This window comes from Alkalihalobacillus deserti (assembly GCF_020734105.1).
Taxonomy (GTDB): domain Bacteria; phylum Bacillota; class Bacilli; order Bacillales; family Bacillaceae_D; genus Halalkalibacter; species Halalkalibacter deserti.
Map to the genome: position 1 here is coordinate 65,075 of NZ_JAJAFR010000002.1, position 23,981 is coordinate 89,055.

Below are 23,981 nucleotides of genomic sequence, written 5' to 3' on the forward strand. Positions count from 1 at the left end.
GTAATATGCAGAAAGTTTTGTCTATAATTGGTTCCAGGATGGTCCAATTAGTCATAATGGTTTTAATCCTTTCTTTTGTGACTTTTTTATTAATGAAATTGACACCGGGTGATCCTATCAGAGCTATTTTAAAGGTAGATGATGTGATCGCAACGACAGCTGAAGAGGAAAGGTTAATGAAAGAATATGGATTTGATCAACCAGTCTTAGTGCAATATAGTCGGTGGATTTGGAGTGTTGCACAATTTGATCTAGGAGAATCTATCATCGCTAAAAGGCCTGTGCTCGATATGATTTTAAGCAGATTGCCAGCGACAATTACTTTATCGATAGGAGGCTTGATTGTACTCTTTCTCATTTCAGTTCCACTAGGGACGTTAGGAGCTGTATATGAAGATCGTTGGCCTGATTATTTAAGTAGATGGATAGCTCTTGTGGGAGCTTCAATTCCGAGCTTTTGGCTTGGGTTATTACTAATCTATTTTTTCTCGCTAAAACTGAACCTCTTACCAGTAATGGGCAAAGGTACGTTCGCTCACTTTGTTTTGCCTTCTATAACTCTTGGTGTCGCCATGGCTCCTATGTATATTAGGCTTTTGCGAGAAAGGCTCATTTCTACGTTGCAAAGCTCGTACATTGAAGCTGCAAAAGCAAGGGGGCTGCTAAAAAGTCGGATTCTTCTTTTTCATGCCCTAAGAGGAAGTCTGATCCCGCTAGTCACGATGTTTGGATTAAGCATTGGCAGTCTACTCGGAGGAATAACCGTTATTGAGATTCTTTTTTCCTGGCCAGGAATGGGGGAACTGATTGTGAATGCCGTAATGCAACGTGATTACCCAGTCATCCAAGGATATATCCTTATAGTAGGTTTCCTAGTAGTAATAACAAATCTTATCGTAGATTTATTGTATTTGGTTATTAACCCTCAAATCAAGCAAGGAAAGGAGCTAGTGTAGTGGAAGTAGTGTTAATTAGAACGGTGCGACTTTTTCAGAATCCTAGTTTAGCTATTGGTATGTTCCTTGCTATGCTTCTTGCAGGTATCACGTTTCTTGGGGGGAGCCTCGTTTATCATGATCCCTTTCAAATTGATATGGGAAACAGATTGCTAGGGGCATCTTCTGATCATTGGCTTGGAACGGATCAATTAGGTCGGGATGTTTTTTCAAGAATAGCATATGGCGCCAAATTAACGATTGGACTCGGGCTGTTTGCCATACTAATGGCTATATTTATAGGCGTGCCTATCGGTCTTATTTCTGGTTACATTGGCGGGAAAATAGATGCTTTTTTTATGAGAATCATAGATGGAATTCTAGCTTTTCCTGATTTTATTTTAGCTATAGCAATAGCTGGTATGTTAGGCCCTAGCTTAACGAATATTATCATTGCCATTGTTTTAGTAAGGTGGATAGTTTATGCTCGCGTGGTCCGAGGGTTAGTCCTTGCGGAAAAAGAAAAAGAGTATGTTTTAGTTTCAAAAGTATCTCATTCTAGTTCCTATAAAACAATCCGAATGCATTTGTTACCACAAGTGATGCCAGACATAATTGTCATGGCTGCGATTGATGTGGGTAAAGTGATCTTACTAATATCAGCGATGTCATATATTGGTCTTGGGGCACAACCGCCTATCCCGGAATGGGGAGCAATGCTTAACGATGGACGAGGGTACTTTCAAGTGATCCCTTCACTGATGATCTATCCAGGGCTTGCAATCATGTTAACTGTTTTATGCTGTAACTTACTAGGAGATGGGTTAAAAAGTTATTTTGATATCCGTAAAGGGAGGGATTATTTATGAGCGAGCCTCTTATATCGATACAAGATTTACAGTTAGAGAGCAGAGTCGGAGAAAAGTCGCTTTTGAAAAATGTGAATATAGAAGTGAAAAAGGGTGAAATTGTTGGCTTAATTGGAGAAAGTGGAAGCGGGAAAAGCTTAACAGCGAAAGCCATCATGGCTCTTCTTCCTGTAGGAATGAATGTAAGTGGACGTATCTTATATAAGAACAACGATTTAATAAAGGTCCCATCAAAACAACACCGGAAATTTCTGGGGAAAGAAATAGGCATGATTTTTCAAGACTACCGTGGGAGTTTTACCCCCTTTATTAAGATTGGAAAGCAAATGATTGAGACGATTCGTACCCATTTTGTAGTTCGAAAAAAAGAAGCAAAGAATATCGCTTATCAAGTACTTGAAGAAATGGGTCTAGATTCAGAACGAGTTTATCATAGTTATCCGTTTCAATTAAGTGGTGGTCAGGTTCAGCGTGCGGCCATTGCGATGGCTTTAGCATTAAAACCATCCTTGCTTATATGTGATGAGATCACAACGGCTTTAGACGTAATGAATGGAGAGAAAGTCTTAAGTTATATTGATCAAATTCGGCAGGAAACCGGTTGTGCTGTCCTGATGATTACTCATGATCTAGCACAAGCTTATAAGCGAACGGATCGCATGTATGTGATGCATCAAGGTGAAATCGTTGAAGAAGGTTTACCCGAACAGATTCGCTGTCATCATAAGCATCCATATACAAAAAAACTATGCTCTTGTTTGCTTTCCCTACCTGAAGAACAATCCGTACGAAATGAAAGAGTGGTTTCGATATGAGTCTAATTGTAGAGTGTCTATCAAAACGGTTTTCTAAGGGCATTCCTGCTTTGGATAACATATCTTTTCGTGTGAAAGCGGGAGAATGCCTAGGGATAGTAGGCGAAAGTGGTAGTGGGAAAAGTACTTTAGCAAGAGTGCTTTTAGGATTAGAACCATATAATGAAGGCAATCTTACGTTTAATGGGAAACCGATAGCTCCGAAGAAAAGAGCCCTGTTACGCCAATACCGAAAGAGTGTTCAAATGATCTTCCAAGATTCGACTAGTACGCTGAACCCAAAGCTGCCGATATGGAAAAGTGTATTAGAACCTCTAGATAACTTTAAGGAAATTACCCCTTCTTTTCTAACGACAGAAGGACTTTCAAGAAAAGAAATGGCAGAAGAGCTTTTAGCATTAGTGGGGTTAGACAAACAAATGGCCGATCGCTATCCAGGAGAATTAAGTGGAGGACAAAAACAGCGAGTGAGTATCGCTAGAGCTTTAAGCATTGAACCATCCCTTCTTGTTTGTGACGAACCTACAGCAAGCTTAGATGTTACGGTTCAAGTTCAAATTTTGCGTCTTTTGAAGGATCTTCAGAAAAAAACGAACATGACGATTCTTTTTATCTCTCATGATATAAGGGCTGTTACATTTTTATGTGAAAAAGTGATTGTTCTTAGGGATGGTTCCATTGTCGATCAGTTTCAGCTGGCAGAACTTTATCATAAGGATCGTCATCCCTATACAAAAGCCTTGATTAAAGCAGCTTCAATCGAGTAACAGAACAATCAGTGAGTGTGAAGATGACCTACCAAAAAAATTTTTTTATTGAGAAATATTCCTTTCCTTTAAATGTTAATGATACGCGTAATGGTTTCTATTAATCTTGTGTTAAACTCTTATAATGTAATGAATTGATACAGTAATATAAATCATATTTGCGAAAAATGAAGGAGAACTTATGATTAACATTCGAGAAGTAAGAACAGAAGACATCAATGCAGTCTCAACCTTTATACTTGCAACGATGCAGGAGGTCTATCCTTTTCCATTAAGTAAGGCATCTAGAAATGATCTTGATGACATGGAGAAGTTGTTTATCAATCGACATGATGCAACTATTATGGCAGCATTCTTGAATGATAAAGTAGTGGGAACCATTGCTGTTAGACCTTATGATGGGCGCATTGTTTCCTTGAAAGATCGTTATCTGTTAGCGACAACTTGTGAAATTATAAAGTGTTATGTAGATCATCAAGTAAGACAACAAGGTATAGGTTCCTTACTTTTTGAGAGAACGGTTGACTATTGTAAACAAAAAAATTATAAGACCATGTATCTCCATACTCATCGTTTTTTACCTGGTGGTTTAACTTTTTGGAGGAAGAAAGGTTTTCAAATAATACTTGATGAGCAGGGAAGTTTTCAAACTGTACACATGGAGCAAGAGGTTAATCAGCTTTTGTAAAGAGAGCAAATTAGAGATATGCGAGGTAGCTACTTGAATGTGAACGATCTGCGAGTGAAAGAGTGTTTTACTAGCAATACGAACAGTAGTCTAGAATTGAACGTAAGAATCGTAAAAGGAGATAAGGATGAAGGCAGCAACCGCTTCTATAGAAATGAAAGGTGCTTTGACTTTAAGTCATAGGCAGTACTTAGCACTAGCAATACCACTTGTTATTTCCGGTATCTCAACTCCGATATTGGGAGCAGTTGATACAGCAGTTGTGGGGCGAATTCCTGACCCAGCTTCGATTGGTGGAGTGGCGATTGGGGCTGTTATTTTTAATACAATGTACTGGCTGCTTGGTTTTCTCAGGGTTAGTACAAGTGGCTTTACTGCACAAGCAGAAGGAGCAAATAATCAAAAAGAAATGCAATTATCCTTTCTACGCCCGATGATTTTGGCGGTGTTATTTGGCTTGTTGTTCATCATTTTACAGCAGCCTATTCTACAAATTTCTTTATCTTTAATTGGAGGAAGCGAAGCGGTATCGACATTTGCAGCAACCTATTTTTCTATTCGTATTTGGGGGGCTCCATTTATTCTACTAAGCTATGTGATGATTGGTTGGCTTATGGGAATGGGGAATGTACGATTAGCCTTGGCGACCCAAATTTTAATGAATGTTTTAAATATCATTTTAGATATAGTTTTTGTTTTAGGTTTGGGGATGGGGGTTAGTGGGGTTGCTTATGCGACACTCATAGCAGAAATCAGTGCTGTCTTGTTCGGCGCATGGCTCATTTTCCGTACAAATAGAGTGAAAATAGCTCAGATAAAACTTCCAATGTTAATAGAATCGGAACCTCTAATAAAAATGTTGAAAGTCAATCGAGATTTATTCCTGCGAACAGTATGTTTACTTACGATGACCGTGATCTTTACGTCCAAGGGTGCAAGTATGGGTGAAGTAACATTAGCTGCCAATGCGATTCTACTGCAAATCCATTACATTATGGCTTATTTGCTTGGCGGATTTGCTAATGCATCGAGTATCATTGTCGGACGGGCAATTGGAGGGAGAAATCCATCCCTTTATAAACGTGTATTTTCCTTATCGGCACACTGGGGCTTCATTGCAGCAATCATATTATTTTTATTTATCCTTTTATTTGGAGGAAATATTGTCGCAGTATTTACAACCATCACGGAAGTAAGAGAGGAAGCAATCGAACTATTAATCTGGATGATGGTTTTTCCTATTGTTGGGTTTTGGGGATTGCAATTAGACGGAATTTTTTCAGGTGCTACAGAGGCCAAATCGATTAGAGATTCTATGATCCTAGCATTAATCGTATTTTTACTAGCTGTTTGGTTGTTCGTACCTAACTACCATAATCATGGGATTTGGTTCGCTTTTGTATCATTTAGTCTGGCACGTTCCTTCTTTTTATCGTTATATGTATCGAAATTAACTAGAACAAAATTTAGTTGACTTTAATATATAGACTGATAATAGTTCTGGGGGATTATTCGTTTTTCTATTGTAGAGTTATATTCAAATGGACTTAAGGAGTTCGCATGCAGACGAAGAAATCGTTCAAAAGGCTATTAATGCAATTCGTTAGTATTCCTGTAGAACGTTAATTTTCTATTGCTAGGGTGTTTATTTTTAAAAGAGAATAAGGATCGATTAAGAGTCGAAATGCATAGTAACAGCGTTTCGACTCTTTTTGCTGTCTTAGGGTGTAGATTTAATTTTTCAACAAATGATTTTTAGGTTGTAATTTAAAAGTAGAATGCATATAATGTAATTAAAGTTGCCTTAGGGAAAAATAAATTCATTAGTACAAGATTATTTTATGAATGCAATTGCATATCATGATTTAGGTGTTCAAAACGAACATTTTCTTTTTTATTAAAAAGTTGCCTTAAGGAAAGTTTGCGAGCTTTATGCTAATTAATTAAAAATCTTAAGGGAGTGAAAGATGTTGGATGAAATATTATTAGTTCGAAATTTATATGTTTCCTATCACGGAAATGAAGCAGTAAAAAATATATCATTTTCTACAAAAGCAGGGCAAATTGTTGGAATCATTGGTCCAAATGGAGCAGGAAAGTCAACTTTATTGAAGTCGTTATTAAATTTGATTCCATTAGATAAGGGAGAAATAAAAATTGCAGGCAGGCCAATTCAGGAGATGAGGAAAAAAATTGCTTATGTTCCTCAACGTAGCAATATTGACTGGGACTTCCCGATTACAGTAATTGATACAGTTGTTATTGGGACATATCCAAAGCTTGGTTTGTTTAATCGTCCAAAGAAACGTGAAAGAGAGTGGGCCTATGAATGTTTAAGGAAAGTTGGGATGGAAGAGTTCAGCCAACGTCAAATTGGCGAGTTGTCAGGGGGACAGCAGCAGAGAGTTTTTGTTGCCAGGGCATTAGCGCAAAAGCCGGAATTGTTTTTTCTTGACGAACCTTTTGTCGGGATTGATGTGTCAAGTGAGGAAACCATAATTAACATTTTGCGTGAACAGCGAAATCAAGGGAAAACCGTGTTAGTTGTCCATCATGACCTAAGCAAAGCAGGAGCATACTTTGATGAGTTGTTGTTACTTAATAAGGAACTAGTCAAGTATGGGTCCGTGGCTGAAGTATGTCGACCAGAGGTAATTACGAAAGCCTACCAGGGACAATTGTCCTTTTTAGAGGAAATGGGGATGACGGTATCATGAATATGATTGCTTTCTATGAGTCTATTTTACAATATGAGTTTTTACAAAGAGCATTGATTACGTCTATTCTTGTTGGAATTGTTTGTGGGGTAATCGGATGTTTTATCATTCTAAGGGGAATGTCTTTGATGGGGGATGCGATTTCTCACGCTGTCCTTCCAGGAGTTGCGGTTTCTTATATGCTAGGAATTAATATCTTTTATGGTGCAGTACTGACGGGATTAGTTGTGGCGATTTCGATTGGATATATTAGTCAGAATAGTAGAATTAAAAATGATACATCGATCGGGATTATGTTTACAGCTGCATTTGCGATCGGGATTATCCTGATTACGCTCATGCAGAGTAGTGCTGATTTGTATCATATCTTATTCGGAAACGTGCTTGCCGTCCCAGTATCAGAGGTGTGGATGACATTTATCGTGACAGTCATTGTGTTACTTTGTGTCTACTTATTTTTCAAAGAATTACTTGTAACTACATTTGATCCTACGATGGCAGCTGCTTATGGATTACCTAATAATTTCATCCATTATCTTTTAATGACATTATTGACGATGTCAACGGTTGCCTCTTTACAAACGGTTGGAATCGTTCTTGTAGTTGCAATGTTAATTACGCCTGCAGCAACAGCTTATCTGATGACCAATCGGTTATGGTTTATGGTCTTTCTATCAGCAGGGTTTGGTGTTATTGCATCAATTATAGGGCTTTATTATAGTTTTACGTATAATTTAGCTTCAGGCCCGGCTATTGTTGTTGTAGCGAGCTTGATGTTCGCAATGGCTTTTTTCTTTTCACCAAAACAAGGGCTTTTATGGAGGGCTATACGCACTCGAAAAAAGAAAGCCTTGCTTTTATAAATAGAAAGTTAAAAAACATTTAAGAAGGAGAGAAATTATGAGAAACCAATTATTATTTAGTATCACATTCCTTTTACTTTTTTTACTTGGAGCGTGTGGGAGTGAACAAACTAGTCAAGAACAAGGTGAAGCAGGGCAATTGAAAGTTGTCACGACCTATTCCATCATCTATGATATTGCCAAAAATATAGCAGGTGAGGAAGCGGAAATTTATAACTTAGCTCCTATCGGTGGCAATCCGCACGAATATGATCCTTTACCGGATGATGTGAAGAAAACAACGGATGCAGATGTTGTATTTTATAATGGATTAAACTTGGAAGAAGGAAATAGTTGGTTCAGAAAACTAATTGAGGTAGCAGGAAAAGGCGATGAAGAAGCCCCCGTTTATCGTGTTAGTGAAGGAGTAGAGCCAATATTGTTAGAGTCTAATGGGTTAGATGAAGAAAGTGATCCACATGCTTGGCTCGATTTACGCAATGGAATGACTTATGCTGAAAATATCCGCGATGCACTAATTAAAGTAGATCCTGAGAATGAAAACTTTTACACGGAAAATGCTGAAACATATATTAATCAGCTGAAACAATTGCATGAAAGAGCAATTGCAGAAATAGCGTCTATCGACGAAGATAAACGTTTTCTGATTACGAGTGAGGGTGCTTTTAAATATTTTGGGGAGGCTTATGGTATCGAGACGGGGTACATTTGGGAAATCAATTCCGAAAATCAAGGCTCGCCACAAGAAATACGTGACGTAATCGATCTTATTCGTGATAAAAATGTTACTGCTCTTTTTGTTGAAACTAGTATTGATCGCCGGAGTATGGAAACCGTATCTGAGGAAACTGGTGTACCTATTGTGGGAACGGTTTATACCGATTCTTTAGGAGAAGAGGGAACTGATGGGGATACCTATTTAAAAATGATGGAATCTAATATCAAAGTGATTATTGATGGCTTGAATAAGGAGTAACTTTATATTGCTCAAGGAGATTACATGAAAAATACCCGATGAAATGGGAGATTAATAGAAAAGAACTAAGCAACTAGAAAATGACCTTGGTATTGGACCGGGGTTATTTTTATTTAAACTCCATTGGGAACAGGTGAGGCCAAACATGCTTTCAACCAACATGGAATCGGCCGCCTGCATAACCTGCTGCTGTCATTCGTTAACACCACTTTAATGAGTTACAGTAATTAACTATGTAGCACATCAAAAAGTGTTCTCTGCAGTAAAAAAATGGTGTAATTAGCTACCTCGCTGAAAAAGTACTATCCTGCAACTTTGATGACCGGGATGCCATGAATGTGTTTGATATTACTTGAAATCAAATACATTCCGTGTCATTACTCTTGTACTGTTCATCTAAACTGTATGATTGGGCGTATTCATCAATGGCTCGAAAAAAACATTTTGCCCAAAATACATTTGATCTAAGTTCATAGGCTAGAGTGAAAACTAATAGAGTCTGTTCAAAAAGGGAGGTTTTTTCCCTTTTTGAACAGACTCGAAGCAATAAGCGTAGTCGCTACATCTTTAAAAGACTTACTATGAGTGGGTTTCTCATAGTAAGACGAGTAGCGAACGGAGCCATTGGAAGTCTTATAGAGTACCTTTTTGAACACGCTCTATTAGTATTTATTAGTGTGTATTGATAAAAAGTTGTATCTGTTAGCCAATATTACCATGTCATTTTTGGGATGGTATTATTGGCTACAACTCGACACAACATCACCTTAGAAGAAGAGGTATATAAAGAATTTTGTAAGTATGCTGGCAAGAAAGGCATTAAAGTTTCTACGTGGATCAACATCAAAATGAAGGAATTCATTGAGGAAGAAAAGATGATTGAGGAAATAAGGAAGAAGTGCTCTTGAATGGAGCGCTTCTTTTCATTGACGTTATTTAACATCCGTTTGATAGCGAAATGATGATAAATCGTCAATGTAATCACAACAAAACTAAATACACTTGATAAGATGCTACTCGCTACGAGCAGACGATGTTTGAAAATTGAACATTTACTCACCACTTTTTTCTTAATATGTGTTTTTGTTTTAAAACATATTCAAAAAAACTAATCATTTAAATAAGAGGTAATTTCTCAGAGAAGCCTGTCAGACGATTAGACAACGCGCTTTTATCGAGGTTCTTTATGCTACTGGCAGTCGTTTATCAGAAGTTCACCAATTAAATATATCCGACAATGATTGAGTAGCTACTAACCAAAGAAATTCTTCCTCTAGTTTTTCAAGTTCATTTTCAATGTTCTCTGCCAAAATGTTGGTAAACTGTTTATTTTAGGGCTAAACTTTACAATTGAAAAATCCTAATTTTTTTAATTATTTGTTGTTTTAAAACGTTAGTGGTATTATAGCTGAATATATAGAGGGGGAACATGTTTTTAATTACTAAACTATCTAATTGCTGTCATTATCTCTCAATAAATAAATTTAAAAAATATGATATACTAAAATAGAATATAAAAATAGTTTCTTCTAACAGTTCTTTTCTGGAAGATTTCGATTGCTGGATTAATTGTTAACTAAGGTAAATCAAAAAATTGTTCTATCTTTTAGGAGGGTATTGAAGCGTATTTAATTATAAAAGCAATAACTTCAGAGACTAAGGGAAAGGCCCTTTGAGGTCGATAACCTCTAAATTAGAAAAGGTACCACTTTCTGCTAAGGGTGAATCATTCTGATAGAATAAGTTGGTTAGATTTGAATTCGAAGCCTCTTTCTGAATGAAAGAGGCTTTTAATATCGCAAAAAATACGATATTCATTAGAGGTGACTTGTATGATTGAGGTAAGAGAACTAGTGAAAGAATATAACACTAAAAAGGGGAAAGTAATTGGTGTTGATAATGTTTCATTAACAATACAAAAAGGAGAAATATACGGGATTGTCGGGTATAGTGGTGCAGGTAAAAGTTCTCTAATAAGGTGTTTGAACCTATTAGAAAAACCTACTACTGGAAGAGTTCTTATCGATGGAATTGATTTAACCACATTAAATAACAAAGAACTACGGCAAGCGAGGTTAAAAGTGGGAATGATTTTTCAGCATTTTCATCTAATTAGTTCGAAAACAGTGTTTGAAAATGTTGCGTTTGCCTTAAAAGCTGCAAGTAAATCAAAACATGAAATTTCACATAGAGTAGATGAATTATTAGAAATGGTGGGTCTCTCAGATAAAAAAGAAGTGTTTCCTTCTCAATTGAGTGGTGGTCAAAAACAACGAGTTGGTATAGCTAGAGCTTTAGCAAATGAACCTTCTGTCCTCCTTTGTGATGAAGCGACATCTGCTTTAGACCCAAGTACAACGAAATCAATTTTAACTTTGTTAAAGAAGATTAATCATGAGCTAGGATTAACCATTGTTTTGATTACCCACGAAATGGAGGTTGTTAAAGAGATTTGCGATCGATTGGCAGTTATGCAGGATGGTAGAGTTGTAGAAGAGGGACCAGTATATGACATTTTTGCAGACCCTACTCAACCTTTAACGAAATCTTTTATTAATACTGTTCTTCAATTCGATTTACCAGAGCATTTAATAAACAATCGAAAAGGCACGATTATTAAAATTCATTTTAAAGGAGAGATCGCAGAAGAGTCCGTCGTTTCAGACGTATTACAGCAATATAAGGTAAAAGGAAATATTCTTCATGGGAAAATTGAGTATATCAAAGAAAAGCCACTTGGAATTTTCATGATGGAAGTATCAGGAGACGAAGAGGAAGTACAAAAAGCGATTGAGTATATAAAAAGAAGAACACAGCAATTGGAGGTGATTCAATATGTTAATTGATTCACTGTTAACATTATTACCGGATCTTAATAAAGCTTTTTTTGAAACGATCTATATGGTGGCCATTTCATTGGCTGTCGCTATCATTGTAGGCCTACCTTTAGGAGTTATTCTATTTGTAACGGACCGTGGACTTTTATTAGAAAATAATTTTATAAAAACAACGGTTGGATTTGTTGTCAATATGGTCCGTTCTATTCCATTTATTATTTTACTAGTTGCATTATTGCCATTAACAAAGATCATTACAGGTTCAACGATAGGGCCAACAGCTGCCTCTGTTTCATTATCGGTAGCAGCAATCCCGTTTTTTGCGAGAATCGTAGAAAATTCTTTAAGAGAAATTGATAAGGGGGTGATTGAAGCATCTGTTGCAGTAGGAGCAAGTCCTTGGATGATTATTAAAGAGGTTCTTCTACTTGAAGCACGTCCAAGTATCATACAGGGAGTTACTATTACAACTATAAGTTTAATTGCTTATTCAGCAATGGCTGGTATAGTTGGTGGTGGCGGTATTGGTGACTTAGCTATCCGATTTGGTTACTATCGTTATGATAATACAGTTATGCTTTCTACTGTTATCATTTTAATCTGTTTAGTTCAAATCATCCAATTTGCAGGGGATAAAATGGCTAGAATTTTAGACAAACGTTAATTATTTTAGGGGGTAAAAAGAAATGAAAAAATTATTTTTATTATGTGCACTTATTGGTTTATTAGCAGCCTGTGGTGGGGAAGATGCTTCTTCAGCAACTGATAATCAGGAAACTGAAGAGAAAAAAGAACTAACATTTGGTGCAACTGCAGGACCTTATAGTGACATGGTAACAAAAGCAATTAAACCTATTTTGGAAGCTAAAGGGTATACAATCGAGCTTGTAGAATTTAGTGACTATATGCAACCAAACTTAGCTCTGTCTCAAGAAGACATTGATGCCAATCTATTTCAACACAAAATTTACCTAGAAAGCTTTGCAACAGAGCATGAGCTAGAATTATCTGAGGTAGTTTCTGTTCCTACAGCACCAATGGGAATTTACTCAGCTACATTTGAATCATTTGATGATATAACAGAAGGCAGTACAATCGCCATTCCAAATGACCCGACAAACGCTGCAAGAGCATTTCTAATCTTACAAGATGCAGGTTTGATTACAATCGATTCTTCTTTAGATCCTTTAACTGTCTCTGAAAAAGATGTAGAAAATAATGTAAAAAAATTAAAATTCCAACCCATTGAAGCTGCCCAACTTCCACGTGCAGTTGACAGTGTCGATTTATCAGCGGTTCCAGGAAACTTTGCGATTGCTGCAAAAATGAATTTGTTAGACGCAATTCAATTAGAAAATATGCCTGATCAATACCGAAACCGAGTTGTTGTTAATACAAAAGATTTAGAAACAAGCTGGGTAAAAGATATACAAGAGGCAATTGAATCAGAAGAATTTGAAAAAACAATTGATGAACAATTCAAAGGGTTTGGTAAACCTGAATGGATGGAAAGTAAATAATATGAATTTGAGAAAAACAACGTCGATTATTCGGCGTTGTTTTCGTTTAATTACAAGATTTGCTGTTCATTATAGGGATAAAGAATTATTTCTCCAGTTTCTGTTTTATTGACACGCCTTAGACATGCACTTCTCCATTAATAGCAACAACTGCACTTTCTCCGAACTCTATATCATCTTGCCTTTAAACGAGTACGCGATCGCCTTTGCAAATTCGCCTTCTCCTTTTTGAATTACAGGTAAAAAGGGTAAATTATAAAAATGTATTGACTCAAATATCAGATAAGTCTATACCAAACACAAGCACAGATGACACGTACTTGCTGTTGTGCGGAAGTGCAGGAATAATAAAATAAAAAGGTTAGATTGGAGGTTTGATGATGTCTAGCTGGGAGGAAAGACGTTTACTTGTAAAAGTTGCACAAATGTATTACGAAGAAGATATGACTCAAAATGAAATATCTAACGAACTTGGAATATATCGTACAACAATTGGAAGAATGCTGAAAAAAGCAAGGAGAGAAGGCATTGTACAAATCCATGTAGATAGCACATCGTATGAAACGTTCGAGTTAGAGACAAAAATCAAACAACTTTTCAACTAAAGGACGTAATTGTAGTTCCAAATAATAATTCCGATTTAGATGAGAAAAGAAAAACTACGCTTGGTTATGCAACATTAGAGCTGTTGAATCGAATTTTTAAAGATGAAGATACAATTGGTTTTGCATGGGGGAGAACCATGGGAAGCATGATTGATCAACCTGTGGAATACAAGGCAAGAAAGGTAGATTTTGTCCCGTTAGTTGGAGGTCCTGGAACATTAGATAGTAAATATCATGTAAATACAATTGTTTATAATGTCGCAAATACATTTGGTGGCTCATCTCATTTTGTTAACGCTGCTGCAGTTGTTGAAAAAAAGAAACCAAAAACGATATTGTTACTTCTAATTTCTTTAAAAAAATACTGGATATGTGGAACAACTTAAATATTGCAGTAGTTGGAATTGGTGCTCCGCTCGCTTCATTAAATATGATTTGGACAGGATTATGGAGATAAAGAAATAGACGAACTTAACAACCTAAATACAGTTGGTGATATATGTTCGAGATTTTATGATATTAATGGTCACGTAATAGAGTCAGAAGTGGCAGAAAGAACTGTAGCAATTGAATTAGAAAGGTTAAAAGAACTTGAGTATTCAATTGGAGTTGCTGAATCTGAAAATAAAGTTCCATCTATTTTAGGAGCTTTAAGAGGAAAGTACGTCAATGTACTAATTACCAATGAAAAACGGCAGAAGAACTTTTGAAACGAGTATGATTTTTTTGAGATATATGAAAACGTAAACATTACTCGGAAGCTATTGCTCTACTACATTGAGATAGGGAGGTCAGACTAAGATGTTTATCTACTTAATAATTTTAGTTGGGATAGTATGGCTTGTTCAGAGCTTTCTAGGCTTTTTCCAAATTAAAAACTTTAATAAATATTTCAGCTTTTTAAGACAAAAAGAAAGAGTTGCTATTGGAAGAAAGAGAGGACTCTTTAAAGCTAGTACAGTCATCCTTATTGCCATAGTCGCTGTGATCAACGGAGAAGACCTTTTTTTCCATGAATGGGCGACGCAATCGATAGAGTTCTATTAATGAAACCACTCTTCCATCAATCTGATAGCGTTGCTTAGCATTCTTCACCATCCCGATTATTATGGAAGACGTTTTTTAGCTTAATACCTAAGTTTTGAAAATAAATATTGGTTGCCACAGTGGTCATGCTGTGGTTTTTTATTTTTTGGGAAGAATATGAGAACTTGCAACTTGTATACGTATTATCGAAAACAACTGTGTTGTATGAACTAGGGAGATATAACGCTTTTAAGCTATGTAGATAGCTAAAATAAGCTATTACTGAAAATGTTAATTTAGATTAAAAAGTCACAATATGACAACTGGCATTCAATTTTAAATAAAATGTTGACATCTAACAATCAAAATAATACAATGAACTTGTGTTATTGAAAGCGCTTTTTCAAAAGTCGCAAAGGAAATGAAAAACAACTGTCAATTTGAGTTAGCAGGTATATCAATGAAAATAAAGTTATTGATAACTATTTAATAGAGTTGTATAGCGCTTGTTCGTTAATGATAAAAGAAAAGGTAACTAAATAACTCATTTTGACAGTTTCATTAAACTTGTGGTTGTAGAAAATGCGATAACATGCTCGACATTTCTGTACCAAAAAACGCTCAAAAAAGGAGAGGTTAAAGATGAAAAAGGGGTTACTTCACTTTGGTATTTTGCTAGTTGTTGTTTTGGGGCTTATTGGTTGTTCAAATGAGGGGAGTCCTTCAGAAGGAAAATCGGAAGAAAGCTTTGAATTAAAATTCGGAATGGTAGCAGGTAATCAACAAAATGAATTCAAAGCTGCAGAGCAACTTGCAGAATATGTTAATACTGAAAGTGATGGAAGGTTGACTTTGAAAATTTATCCTAGTGCTCAATTAGGTGATGACAGAGCCATGCTTGATCAGGTTGGTGAAGGATCGTTAGATATTACACTTGCTGAAACTGGCCGCTTTGGAATTTGGGTGCCACGAGCTTCATTACTTGGATTGCCTTATGTAGTAGATGGATATGATCATATTCAAAAGGTACTTTATGATACAGAATACGGAAAAGGCTTACAAGAAGAATTATTAAATGAGCATAATTGGAAAATTGTAGCTAATGCTTATAATGGTACTCGTCAAACAACTTCAAATCGTGCAATTGAAACTTTAAGTGATATGAAAGGTTTAAAATTACGAGTTCCTGAAGCGGATACATTATTGGATTATGCTAATTATACTGGGGCATCAGCTACACCAATGGCTTTTACGGAAGTATATTTAGCACTCCAAACGAATGCTGTTGATGGTCAAGAAAATCCATTATCAACGATTGATGCACAGAAGTTTTATGAAGTTCAAGATTATTTAGCATTAACCAATCACGTAGTCAATGATGTAAACTATGTTGTTAGTAAACAAACATGGGAAGAATTACCTGAAGATTTACAAGTTATTTTAGAAGATGGTATTAAACAAGCTGCTGATTATCACACACAGTTATTTACAGATGAAGAAGCAAGTTTGATTGCTAAATTCAAGGAAGCTGGAATGACAGTCAGTGAACCAGATTTAGAGGAGTTTAAAACGGCTGTATCAGAAGCTTATCCAAAGTACCTTGAAAAGATTGGTGAAACAGCGGAGGCATATTTGGAGGAAATTCAAAACGCGAATAATTAATCACAAAAAATTAGGTGAAAATGATGAAAAAGTTTTTTGCGAACTTAGAGGAAACTATTGGTGGAATGCTGTTTATCATGATGTTAATCGTATTAACCATTCAGATATTTTCTCGTCAGGTATTTGATAACCCGTTAACATGGTCAGAAGGATTAGCTAAATTCATCTTTATTTATGTAGCCTATTTAGCTGTTTCGGTTGGAATTAAAGAGAATGGTCATGTCTTTATTGATTATTTCGTGAAGAAATTTCCAACTACAGTACAAACAATAATCAACTATGTATTTCAATTCATCATCCTTGTCGCGATTATTTTTATGGGTTATATCGGTTATGAATTGTCTATGCGTAAAGTACCGGTACAAATTGTTTCGCTGGATATCTCTTACGTCTATATGTATATGGCGTTGCCTTTGTTTTCGATTTTAATGATATACAGATTAATCGAACGAAACGTAAAAGAATTTAGAAGTAGTAAAAGTGAGGTGAAATAGATGGATGTAGCAATCATATTCATCGGTTGGTTATTACTGTTATTTCTTGGAATGCCAGTTGGATTTACACTAATTGTCGCTGCATTCTCTTATTTCGCCTTGGCTGATTGGTCGTTAGTCTATTTCGCAGGGGCTAAGTTGATTGACAGTATTGATAGTTTTGCATTATTGGCGGTCCCATTCTTCATCTTAACAGGGACATTGATGAACTCTTCGGGGATTACACATCGTATTTTTGCGTTTGCAAAATCATTGGTAGGTCATCATACAGGAGGACTTGGCCATGTGAATATCATGGCAAGTCTCATGTTTTCCGGGATGTCTGGTTCTGCATTAGCAGATGCGGGTGGACTTGGTCAATTAGAAATTAAATCAATGCGAGACGAAAAATATGACGATGATTATGCTGGGGGACTGACTGCTGCATCAGCTATTATCGGTCCAATTATTCCACCAAGTATTCCGTTAATCATTTACGGGGTGATCTCGGATCAATCGATTGCTAGATTGTTTCTTGCAGGTGTACTTCCAGGATTAATAATGACAGTTTCTTTAATGGTAGTAGCTTATACTTTCGCTAAGAAAAGAGGGTATCCTAAAGCAAAAAAGGCAACTCCTCAAGAACGATGGGTTTATTTCAAAAAAGCAATATGGGCATTGCTGACGCCTGTGATTATTATCGGTGGGATATTCTCTGGGTTTTTTACACCAACAGAGGCGGCAGTAATTGCAACATTGTATGCGATGGTCCTAGGTTTTTTCGTATACAAAGAGCTTACGCTGAAAAAGTTTTTTGTGAATGTGGTAGATTCAATGAAATTAACTGGTGTTGCCGTTCTAATGATTATGGGAGTAGAATTTTTTGGTCAAATGATCGCATATGAGCAAGTAGCACAAACTGTAGCAACGTTTTTCTTATCGATCTCTGATAATGCTATTTTGTTATTAATGTTAATAAATGTATTATTAATCTTCTTAGGAATGTTCATCGAGTCTCTAGCGTTATTAATATTATTAATTCCGATATTGGTTCCTGTTATAGTCAGTGCAGGTATTGACCCAGTCCACTTCGGTATTATAGTTATTCTTAACTTGATGATTGGAATATTAACACCACCAATGGGGATGGCACTATTTGTAGTATCACGAGTAGGTAATATACCTGTTGAAGTTATTACGAGAGGAGTTATTCCTTTCATAATCCCTTTAGTAATTTCATTGGTATTAATAACTATTTTCCCGCAGATTGTATTATTCTTACCAAATCTTTTAAGTCCTTAAGTCACAGAGAGAAAGCTCGATATAGAGCCTTTCTCTTTGTATCTTACTTTAGTGATAGGAGAAATAAATATGTTTTTAGCCTGTTTTGATATCGGAGGAACATCTATTAAATATGGCATTGTAAGTGTTGAAGGGGAAATATTATATGATGCGTCCACCCCTACAGAAGCTCATTTAGGCGGAGAGACTATCATTCAAAAGGTTGTTTCAATCTCCAAAGAGCTAAAACGAAAATGGGATATAAATGGAATTTCGATAAGTACAGCAGGTCAAATTGATAATGTAAATGGCATTGTTGTGCATGCAACAGATACTATTCCAAATTATACCGGTTTAAATATAGTTGAAATTGTTCAGATTCAAACTGAGTTACCAGTGAAAGTTGAGAATGATGTGAATTGTACAGCTATTGGTGAACATTGGAAGGGATCTGCGCAAGGTGTGGAGGACTTTCTTTGTTTAACCATCGGTACAGGCATAGGTGGGGCTTTGTTTTTGAACGGAAAACTCTACACGGGTCAAAGTTTTTCAGCGGGAGAGGTTGGCCATATCACGCTGTATCCTAAAGGCCAGGCTTGTACATGCGGCAGTGCGGGATGCTACGAACAATATGCATCAAGCCAAGCCTTGGAAAAACTCGTATCTACTGAATTTGGTGAGACGTTACAGTTAATCGATTTTTTTCAATTACTTAAATCAGGTGATATGAAAGCTTTAGCTTGTTATGATCAATGGCTTGATGACCTTACTACTGGATTGAAGACAATGATACACTTCCTTAATCCTAGACTAATCGTATTAGGTGGAGGAATATCCGCGCAAGGAGACTTTTTACTAAATTCAATTAAGGATTCCGTTTATCCGAAGATTATGCCAAATCATGCAAGAAACTTAGAAATCAAGATGGCGATGAATGGAAATAAGGCAAATCTATTAGGGGCAGCTAAAATCTTCTTGATGGAATAAATATATAAGAGATGAGGTGAAATAAAATTGGCAAATCATATGGGTGAAATGAGTGGAACCAAGCCTTCCATAATCATGGAACAATTAAAGCATACTTTTACCAAATCAGAAAATAAAATATACCATTACATCCGGGATAATAGTCAAAGTGTTATATATCACTCTTTAACAGAATTGTCTGAGGCATGCGGTGTAGCAGAAGCAACTGTCTTACGATTCTTTAGAAAACTAGAGTTTAAAGGTTTCCAGGATTTTAAATTCATGTTAGCTCAAGAGGTATCAAAAGCGACACAGCATGATGGTGAGGAAACCTATATAGAAAAAATAAAGAACAATATAATAGAAGCTATTAATGATTCGTCTGAGATCGTACATTCAGAAGAACTAAAAGCTGTAATTGATACGATCGATGCTTCTAGCGATGTGGTTATCTTTGGTATAGGTTCTTCTGGTATAGCGGGGTTAGATATGCAGAATCGATTAATGCGTATTGGTAAACAAACGAATGTGGTAACAGACTCTCATGTTCAAATTATGCGAGCATCTTCCATGACGGAGAACTCTGTGGTCATTGCGATTAGTCTAACAGGGAGTACTAAAGACATTGTTGATGCAGTGAAAATATCAAAAGAAAACAAAGCGACGGTTATAGCTTTATCAAATTATGCTAAGTCACCCTTAACGAAGTTTGCTGATTTGGTGTTATTATCTTCAGCTAAAGAAAGTCCTCTAGATAGTGGATCACTGGTGTCTAAAATATCTCAATTATATTTAATTGATCTAATATGCACTGGTTTAACGATAAAAAATTATGAAGAAGCTAAAGCAATTAAGATGAAAATTACCGAAAAAATAGCTAGTAAACTTTATTAGAAGGTCTCCTTATACATTAGTGGAGATGGAACTGTACGCTTAAATTTGTACTTTGGAAGATTAAATAGAGAAGGACCAGTCTGAGGGTTATTGTATTATGAAATATTCATTAAACCTAACAATGTGTCCAATAGAAAACACCAATTATAAAGGTGTTAAATTAGGAGAGAATAGCAATGAATAAGAAGACACTATTTGCAAAATTGAAAGGAGGCCTTGTTGTTTCTTGCCAAGCTTTAGTTGAAGAACCATTGCATAGTTCATACATTATGTCTAAAATGGCGCTTGCAGCTAAAATGGGGGGAGCAGTAGGCATAAGAGCTAATAGCTACGAAGATATCGTTGCTATAAAAAAAGAGGTAGATCTTCCGGTTATTGGGATTGTAAAAAGAGATTTTGAAGATAGTGATGTGTTTATTACAGCAACGATAAAAGAAGTAGATGAAGTCGTTCGTGCTGGTGCAGAAATTATTGCGCTAGATGCCACCGATCGTTTAAGACCTAATCAACAAACATTAAAGAGTTTTTTTACGGAAATAAAAGAAAAGTATCCAGATGTCATTTTAATGGCTGATATTTCAACTTATGAAGAAGGAATAATAGCAGCTGAACTTGGATTTGATTTAGTTGCGACCACCCTTTCTGGATACACAAGTTATACGAAAGACGTTGAACTGCCTAATATCGAGCTGTTAAAAGCACTCTCTGATAAATTGGATATACCTGTCATGGCTGAAGGTGGATATAAAACTACTGAGGAAACAGAAAAAGCGATCATTTCAGGAGCACATGGTTGTATCGTTGGTTCTGCTATTACTAGACCAATGGAGATTACTAAACACTTCGTAAACAGCTTAAACTATGCGAAATCATCGCAATAAAGGAGAGATATAGTAATGAATGGAATCATCACAGCGTTAATGGTGTCATTTGATCAAGATGGAAATATAAATGAAAAGGGTTTAAGAGAAATAATCAGATACAATCTGGATGTTTGTAAAGTTGATGGGCTTTATGTCAATGGGAGTACAGGTGAGAACTTTATGCTTTCTACTGAAGAAAAGAAAGAAGTTTTCCGCATTGTTAAGGATGAAGCGAAAGAAGAAACCCAATTAATCGCTCAAGTAGGTTCTATTAATTTAAGAGAGTCAATCGATCTTGCTAAATATGCAACGGAGCTAGGATACGGAGCTCTTTCAGCTGTGACTCCTTTTTACTACAAGTTCGATTTTGAAGAAATCAAGCATTATTATAACAGCATCATTAATGCTGTTGATAACAAAATGATTATTTATTCAATTCCTTTTTTAACCGGTGTCAACATAAGCCTGGACCAGTTTGCTGAGCTATTTGAAAACGAAAAAATTATTGGGGTTAAATTTACTGCAGGAGACTTTTATTTACTTGAGAGAATGAGAAAAACATTCCCTAATAAGCTTATTTATGCTGGATTTGATGAAATGCTTCTTTCTGCTTCGGTTCTTGGTATTGATGGGGCAATCGGTAGTACGTTCAATGTCAACGGTCAAAGAGCAAAACAAATCTATGACCTTGCGAAAGAAGGAAAAGTCGAAGAAGCGAGAGAAATTCAGCATGTTACCAATGATCTGATTTCAGATATTCTTGATAATGGACTTTATCAAACGATTAAAGAAATTTTAAAAGATAAAGGTGTTGACGCTGGATATTGCCGCCAGCCGATGAAAGTCCTTTCTGAGGAAAAGACGGCATTTGCAAAAGAACTATCAAATAAATACTTGTAATCAATAACCTTTTACTAATTTCAAGAAATCTTTAGGCTGTTGGAAAAAAGTGTGCTTGTTCGCTTTTGACACGGCCTTTTTCTTTAATTTATTTTAATAAGCTTGTGGAAATAGACTGTTTAGAGAGGAAGTATTTTCATGATTTCAAATGGAAATCCTATTTTAATTAAGGGCGGTCAATTGTATACAGAAGACAAAATAATTTTAAATGGTTACATGAAAATAAAAGACCAAAAAATTATAGAGCTGGGAGCAGTGAATCACTTAACAATGGAGGAAGGATTTGAAGTAGTTGATATTCCCTCCCACTATAAAGTCATTCCTGGGTTTATTGATATTCATATTCACGGTGTTAATAGTGCCGATACAATGGACGCAACAAAGGATGCCTTACATCAAATGGCAAAGGCACTCCCTAGAGAAGGAACCACTAGCTTTTTAGCAACAACGATTACTCAGAATACCAAGGCGATTGAGGAAGCTTTAGTAAATGTTAATGAATTTATACAGACTCAACAACCACCTGGAAAGGCTGAGGTAATTGGAATCCATTTAGAGGGTCCGTTTGTTAACCCCACAAAAGCAGGAGCACAACCGTTAGAGTATATTGTTGATCCTAATGTAGAGAATTTAAAAAAGTGGATTGAATTATCCGGACACAATATTAGGTTGGTCACCTTAGCTCCTGAGCAATCTCGTGGTATGGAGATGATTCGTTATTTAAGAGATAATGCCATCATTTCTTCAATTGGTCATAGTGATGCAACCTATGAACAAGTGATCGAAGCGATTAACGCTGGAGCAAATCAAGTTACTCACCTTTTCAATCAGATGAGGGGAATTCATCATCGTGAGCCAGGAGTAGTGGGAGCTGCCTTTTTACATGGTGAATTAAAAGCTGAGATAATTGTCGACGGGATTCATGTACGACCAGAAATGGTGAAGCTTGCATTCCAACAAAAAGGAAAAGAAGGTTTAATTTTAATAACAGATTCAATGCGAGCAAAATGGTTGGCTAATGGCCAGTATGATCTTGGGGGTCAAGAAGTAACTGTCAAGGAAGGAAAGGCTGTTTTAGAAGACGGCACACTTGCGGGCAGTATTTTAAAACTAGGAGAAGCCGTAAAAAATATACAGACGTTTACGGGATGTTCACTTGAAGATGCTATTGTAATGGCTTCTGCTAATCCCGCAAAACAAATAAATATATTTGATAAAAAAGGAAGTCTTGCAGAAGGAAAAGATGCTGACATTGTGATTTTAGATGAAAGTTTAGAGGTTATTATGACCTTTTGCAGAGGGGAACGTGCTTTTGATCAAGGAGGATTAACGATATGAAGATTATCGAAGTAAATGATTATCAAGAAATGAGCAAACAAGCAGCTGATTACATTAGTAATAGAGTTCGAAAGCTTCCAAGTTTAACGCTTGGACTTTCTACTGGAGGAACACCTTTAGGACTATATAAAAATCTAATAGAAGATTATAAGGAAAATCATACTTCTTACCAAAAAGTAAAGACGTTTAATTTAGATGAATATGTTGGACTTGCGCAAACTAACCCTAATAGTTACCGCTACTATATGAATGATATATTCTTTAATCATATTAATATTGATAAATCCAAGACAAACATTCCTCGTGGAGATGTGGATGATGTTGAAAGGGAAGCTTTAGATTATGAACAATTGATTGAACGCTCTGGGGGTGTGGACATTCAAATTCTTGGGATTGGCAGCAATGGTCATATTGGATTTAATGAACCAGGAACTTCGTTTGACTCAAAAACACATATCGTTGAATTAGCAACATCTACAAGAGAAGCAAACGCAAGGTTTTTTAACAATTTAGAGGAAGTTCCTACAAGAGCCATTACGATGGGAATAGCAACGATTATGAAAAGTAAAGAAATTCTGCTTCTAATTTCAGGTGAGAGTAAGAAAGAAGCTCTTGCTAACTTGATGTTCGGAGAAATTCATGAAGGTTTCCCAGCTTCTATTTTGAGAAACCATCCTGCTGTTACAGTTATTGTAGATAAAGCTGCAATTGCAGAAAGTAAAGTTCATTAAGGAGTCTGTTCAAAAAGGGAGGTTTTTTCCCTTTTTGAACAGACTCGAACACGCTCTTAAAGAATTATTGAAAGAATATATATTACAGAAAGTATACATCTATATGTATACCAGGTACACTATTGGTTGTCTGAATTTCCCATTTTCCTAACAAATTTAAAATTACCTTCACTAATTACGACCATGAAAATACAGTATCACAAGTTGTTGAAATGCGGGACGGTCAGGGCAGGTTAATTGAGAAAAGTAATTACC

At 36.1% G+C, this 23,981-nt stretch carries 24 protein-coding genes and 2 pseudogenes; all 26 read left to right on the forward strand.

The window, feature by feature from the left end; translation table 11 throughout:
• The first annotated feature begins 5 nt into the window (after window positions 1-5).
• A complete protein-coding gene (gene nikB, locus LDX58_RS03910; RefSeq protein ID WP_227935554.1) occupies window positions 6-956 on the forward strand; it encodes a nickel ABC transporter permease in 951 nt (316 codons plus the stop codon).
• Window positions 956-1,804 (forward strand): nickel transporter permease, encoded by an 849-nt coding sequence (gene nikC, locus LDX58_RS03915; protein WP_308017444.1) that lies wholly within the window; start codon window positions 956-958, stop codon window positions 1,802-1,804. Before nikB ends, nikC begins: the two co-directional genes overlap by 1 nt.
• Window positions 1,801-2,619 carry an ABC transporter ATP-binding protein gene (locus LDX58_RS03920; protein ID WP_227935555.1) on the forward strand — a complete coding sequence of 273 codons (819 nt, stop codon included), beginning with the start codon at window positions 1,801-1,803 and terminating at the stop codon, window positions 2,617-2,619. Before nikC ends, LDX58_RS03920 begins: the two co-directional genes overlap by 4 nt.
• The gene (locus LDX58_RS03925) at window positions 2,616-3,386 is read left to right on the forward strand and encodes an ABC transporter ATP-binding protein (protein WP_227935556.1); all 771 of its coding nucleotides are present in this window, start codon (window positions 2,616-2,618) and stop codon (window positions 3,384-3,386) included. The genes LDX58_RS03920 and LDX58_RS03925 overlap by 4 nt, the downstream gene beginning before the upstream one ends.
• Window positions 3,387-3,567: 181 nt before the next feature.
• Window positions 3,568-4,074 (forward strand): GNAT family N-acetyltransferase, encoded by a 507-nt coding sequence (locus tag LDX58_RS03930; RefSeq protein ID WP_227935557.1) that lies wholly within the window; start codon window positions 3,568-3,570, stop codon window positions 4,072-4,074.
• A 127-nt stretch (window positions 4,075-4,201) separates the two neighbouring features.
• Complete coding sequence (locus LDX58_RS03935; RefSeq protein WP_227935558.1) at window positions 4,202-5,548, forward strand: MATE family efflux transporter; 1,347 nt, start codon at window positions 4,202-4,204, stop codon at window positions 5,546-5,548.
• A 493-nt stretch (window positions 5,549-6,041) separates the two neighbouring features.
• Entirely contained in the window at window positions 6,042-6,791 is a 750-nt protein-coding gene (locus LDX58_RS03940) for a metal ABC transporter ATP-binding protein (RefSeq protein WP_372459092.1), read from the forward strand.
• Window positions 6,788-7,654, forward strand: coding sequence for a metal ABC transporter permease (locus tag LDX58_RS03945; RefSeq protein ID WP_227935560.1), 867 nt, complete (start codon window positions 6,788-6,790; stop codon window positions 7,652-7,654). The genes LDX58_RS03940 and LDX58_RS03945 overlap by 4 nt, the downstream gene beginning before the upstream one ends.
• 37 nt (window positions 7,655-7,691) lie before the next feature.
• Window positions 7,692-8,630, forward strand: coding sequence for a metal ABC transporter substrate-binding protein (locus LDX58_RS03950; RefSeq protein WP_227935561.1), 939 nt, complete (start codon window positions 7,692-7,694; stop codon window positions 8,628-8,630).
• Between the two features lie 740 nt (window positions 8,631-9,370).
• Entirely contained in the window at window positions 9,371-9,538 is a 168-nt protein-coding gene (locus LDX58_RS03955) for a hypothetical protein (RefSeq protein WP_227935562.1), read from the forward strand.
• Window positions 9,539-9,779: 241 nt separating this feature from the next.
• Window positions 9,780-9,875 (forward strand): annotated as a pseudogene (locus LDX58_RS03960) (hypothetical protein); the annotation flags it as partial.
• Between the two features lie 587 nt (window positions 9,876-10,462).
• On the forward strand, window positions 10,463-11,476 hold the full coding sequence (locus LDX58_RS03965) for a methionine ABC transporter ATP-binding protein (RefSeq protein WP_227935563.1): 1,014 nt from the start codon (window positions 10,463-10,465) through the stop codon (window positions 11,474-11,476).
• Window positions 11,466-12,131 carry a methionine ABC transporter permease gene (locus tag LDX58_RS03970; RefSeq protein ID WP_227935564.1) on the forward strand — a complete coding sequence of 222 codons (666 nt, stop codon included), beginning with the start codon at window positions 11,466-11,468 and terminating at the stop codon, window positions 12,129-12,131. The genes LDX58_RS03965 and LDX58_RS03970 overlap by 11 nt, the downstream gene beginning before the upstream one ends.
• A gap of 22 nt (window positions 12,132-12,153) precedes the next feature.
• On the forward strand, window positions 12,154-12,987 hold the full coding sequence (locus tag LDX58_RS03975; protein ID WP_227935565.1) for a MetQ/NlpA family ABC transporter substrate-binding protein: 834 nt from the start codon (window positions 12,154-12,156) through the stop codon (window positions 12,985-12,987).
• Between the two features lie 380 nt (window positions 12,988-13,367).
• Window positions 13,368-13,592: a sigma factor-like helix-turn-helix DNA-binding protein gene (locus LDX58_RS03980; protein WP_227935566.1), complete on the forward strand. Its 225-nt coding sequence runs from the start codon at window positions 13,368-13,370 to the stop codon at window positions 13,590-13,592.
• An 8-nt stretch (window positions 13,593-13,600) separates the two neighbouring features.
• Window positions 13,601-14,302 (forward strand): annotated as a pseudogene (locus LDX58_RS26365) (sugar-binding domain-containing protein).
• 91 nt (window positions 14,303-14,393) lie between these two features.
• Window positions 14,394-14,639, forward strand: a complete 246-nt coding sequence (locus tag LDX58_RS03990; protein WP_227935567.1) for a transcriptional regulator GutM — start codon at window positions 14,394-14,396, stop codon at window positions 14,637-14,639.
• Window positions 14,640-15,260: 621 nt separating this feature from the next.
• Window positions 15,261-16,280 (forward strand): sialic acid TRAP transporter substrate-binding protein SiaP, encoded by a 1,020-nt coding sequence (locus tag LDX58_RS03995; RefSeq protein ID WP_227935568.1) that lies wholly within the window; start codon window positions 15,261-15,263, stop codon window positions 16,278-16,280.
• A gap of 23 nt (window positions 16,281-16,303) precedes the next feature.
• Window positions 16,304-16,774, forward strand: coding sequence for a TRAP transporter small permease (locus LDX58_RS04000; RefSeq protein ID WP_227935569.1), 471 nt, complete (start codon window positions 16,304-16,306; stop codon window positions 16,772-16,774).
• Window positions 16,775-18,055: a TRAP transporter large permease gene (locus LDX58_RS04005; protein ID WP_227935570.1), complete on the forward strand. Its 1,281-nt coding sequence runs from the start codon at window positions 16,775-16,777 to the stop codon at window positions 18,053-18,055.
• Between the two features lie 69 nt (window positions 18,056-18,124).
• Window positions 18,125-19,021 carry an ROK family protein gene (locus tag LDX58_RS04010; RefSeq protein WP_227935571.1) on the forward strand — a complete coding sequence of 299 codons (897 nt, stop codon included), beginning with the start codon at window positions 18,125-18,127 and terminating at the stop codon, window positions 19,019-19,021.
• A gap of 27 nt (window positions 19,022-19,048) precedes the next feature.
• On the forward strand, window positions 19,049-19,894 hold the full coding sequence (locus LDX58_RS04015) for a MurR/RpiR family transcriptional regulator (protein WP_308017446.1): 846 nt from the start codon (window positions 19,049-19,051) through the stop codon (window positions 19,892-19,894).
• A gap of 176 nt (window positions 19,895-20,070) precedes the next feature.
• Window positions 20,071-20,775, forward strand: a complete 705-nt coding sequence (locus LDX58_RS04020) for an N-acetylmannosamine-6-phosphate 2-epimerase (RefSeq protein ID WP_227935572.1) — start codon at window positions 20,071-20,073, stop codon at window positions 20,773-20,775.
• 15 nt (window positions 20,776-20,790) lie between these two features.
• Entirely contained in the window at window positions 20,791-21,657 is an 867-nt protein-coding gene (locus LDX58_RS04025; protein WP_227935573.1) for an N-acetylneuraminate lyase, read from the forward strand.
• A gap of 138 nt (window positions 21,658-21,795) precedes the next feature.
• Complete coding sequence (gene nagA / locus LDX58_RS04030; RefSeq protein WP_227935574.1) at window positions 21,796-22,995, forward strand: N-acetylglucosamine-6-phosphate deacetylase; 1,200 nt, start codon at window positions 21,796-21,798, stop codon at window positions 22,993-22,995.
• The gene (gene nagB, locus LDX58_RS04035) at window positions 22,992-23,726 is read left to right on the forward strand and encodes a glucosamine-6-phosphate deaminase (protein WP_227935575.1); all 735 of its coding nucleotides are present in this window, start codon (window positions 22,992-22,994) and stop codon (window positions 23,724-23,726) included. The genes nagA and nagB overlap by 4 nt, the downstream gene beginning before the upstream one ends.
• Window positions 23,727-23,981 lie beyond the last annotated feature (255 nt).

Bases quoted from the DNA above. Each gene is read 5' to 3' on its own strand.
- LDX58_RS04025 (WP_227935573.1), top strand. From the start codon at position 20,791: ATGAATGGAATCATCACAGCGTTAATGGTGTCATTTGATCAAGATGGA.
- LDX58_RS03935 (WP_227935558.1), top strand. From the start codon at position 4,202: ATGAAGGCAGCAACCGCTTCTATAGAAATGAAAGGTGCTTTGACTTTA.
- LDX58_RS03945 (WP_227935560.1), top strand. From the start codon at position 6,788: ATGAATATGATTGCTTTCTATGAGTCTATTTTACAATATGAGTTTTTA.
- LDX58_RS03965 (WP_227935563.1), top strand. From the start codon at position 10,463: ATGATTGAGGTAAGAGAACTAGTGAAAGAATATAACACTAAAAAGGGG.
- LDX58_RS04010 (WP_227935571.1), top strand. From the start codon at position 18,125: ATGTTTTTAGCCTGTTTTGATATCGGAGGAACATCTATTAAATATGGC.
- nagA (WP_227935574.1), top strand. From the start codon at position 21,796: ATGATTTCAAATGGAAATCCTATTTTAATTAAGGGCGGTCAATTGTAT.
- LDX58_RS04005 (WP_227935570.1), top strand. From the start codon at position 16,775: ATGGATGTAGCAATCATATTCATCGGTTGGTTATTACTGTTATTTCTT.
- LDX58_RS03970 (WP_227935564.1), top strand. From the start codon at position 11,466: ATGTTAATTGATTCACTGTTAACATTATTACCGGATCTTAATAAAGCT.
- nikB (WP_227935554.1), top strand. From the start codon at position 6: ATGCAGAAAGTTTTGTCTATAATTGGTTCCAGGATGGTCCAATTAGTC.
- LDX58_RS03950 (WP_227935561.1), top strand. From the start codon at position 7,692: ATGAGAAACCAATTATTATTTAGTATCACATTCCTTTTACTTTTTTTA.
- LDX58_RS03940 (WP_372459092.1), top strand. From the start codon at position 6,042: ATGTTGGATGAAATATTATTAGTTCGAAATTTATATGTTTCCTATCAC.
- LDX58_RS03975 (WP_227935565.1), top strand. From the start codon at position 12,154: ATGAAAAAATTATTTTTATTATGTGCACTTATTGGTTTATTAGCAGCC.
- LDX58_RS03980 (WP_227935566.1), top strand. From the start codon at position 13,368: ATGTCTAGCTGGGAGGAAAGACGTTTACTTGTAAAAGTTGCACAAATG.
- LDX58_RS04000 (WP_227935569.1), top strand. From the start codon at position 16,304: ATGAAAAAGTTTTTTGCGAACTTAGAGGAAACTATTGGTGGAATGCTG.
- LDX58_RS03925 (WP_227935556.1), top strand. From the start codon at position 2,616: ATGAGTCTAATTGTAGAGTGTCTATCAAAACGGTTTTCTAAGGGCATT.
- LDX58_RS03920 (WP_227935555.1), top strand. From the start codon at position 1,801: ATGAGCGAGCCTCTTATATCGATACAAGATTTACAGTTAGAGAGCAGA.
- LDX58_RS03930 (WP_227935557.1), top strand. From the start codon at position 3,568: ATGATTAACATTCGAGAAGTAAGAACAGAAGACATCAATGCAGTCTCA.
- LDX58_RS03990 (WP_227935567.1), top strand. From the start codon at position 14,394: ATGTTTATCTACTTAATAATTTTAGTTGGGATAGTATGGCTTGTTCAG.
- nagB (WP_227935575.1), top strand. From the start codon at position 22,992: ATGAAGATTATCGAAGTAAATGATTATCAAGAAATGAGCAAACAAGCA.
- LDX58_RS04020 (WP_227935572.1), top strand. From the start codon at position 20,071: ATGAATAAGAAGACACTATTTGCAAAATTGAAAGGAGGCCTTGTTGTT.
- LDX58_RS03995 (WP_227935568.1), top strand. From the start codon at position 15,261: ATGAAAAAGGGGTTACTTCACTTTGGTATTTTGCTAGTTGTTGTTTTG.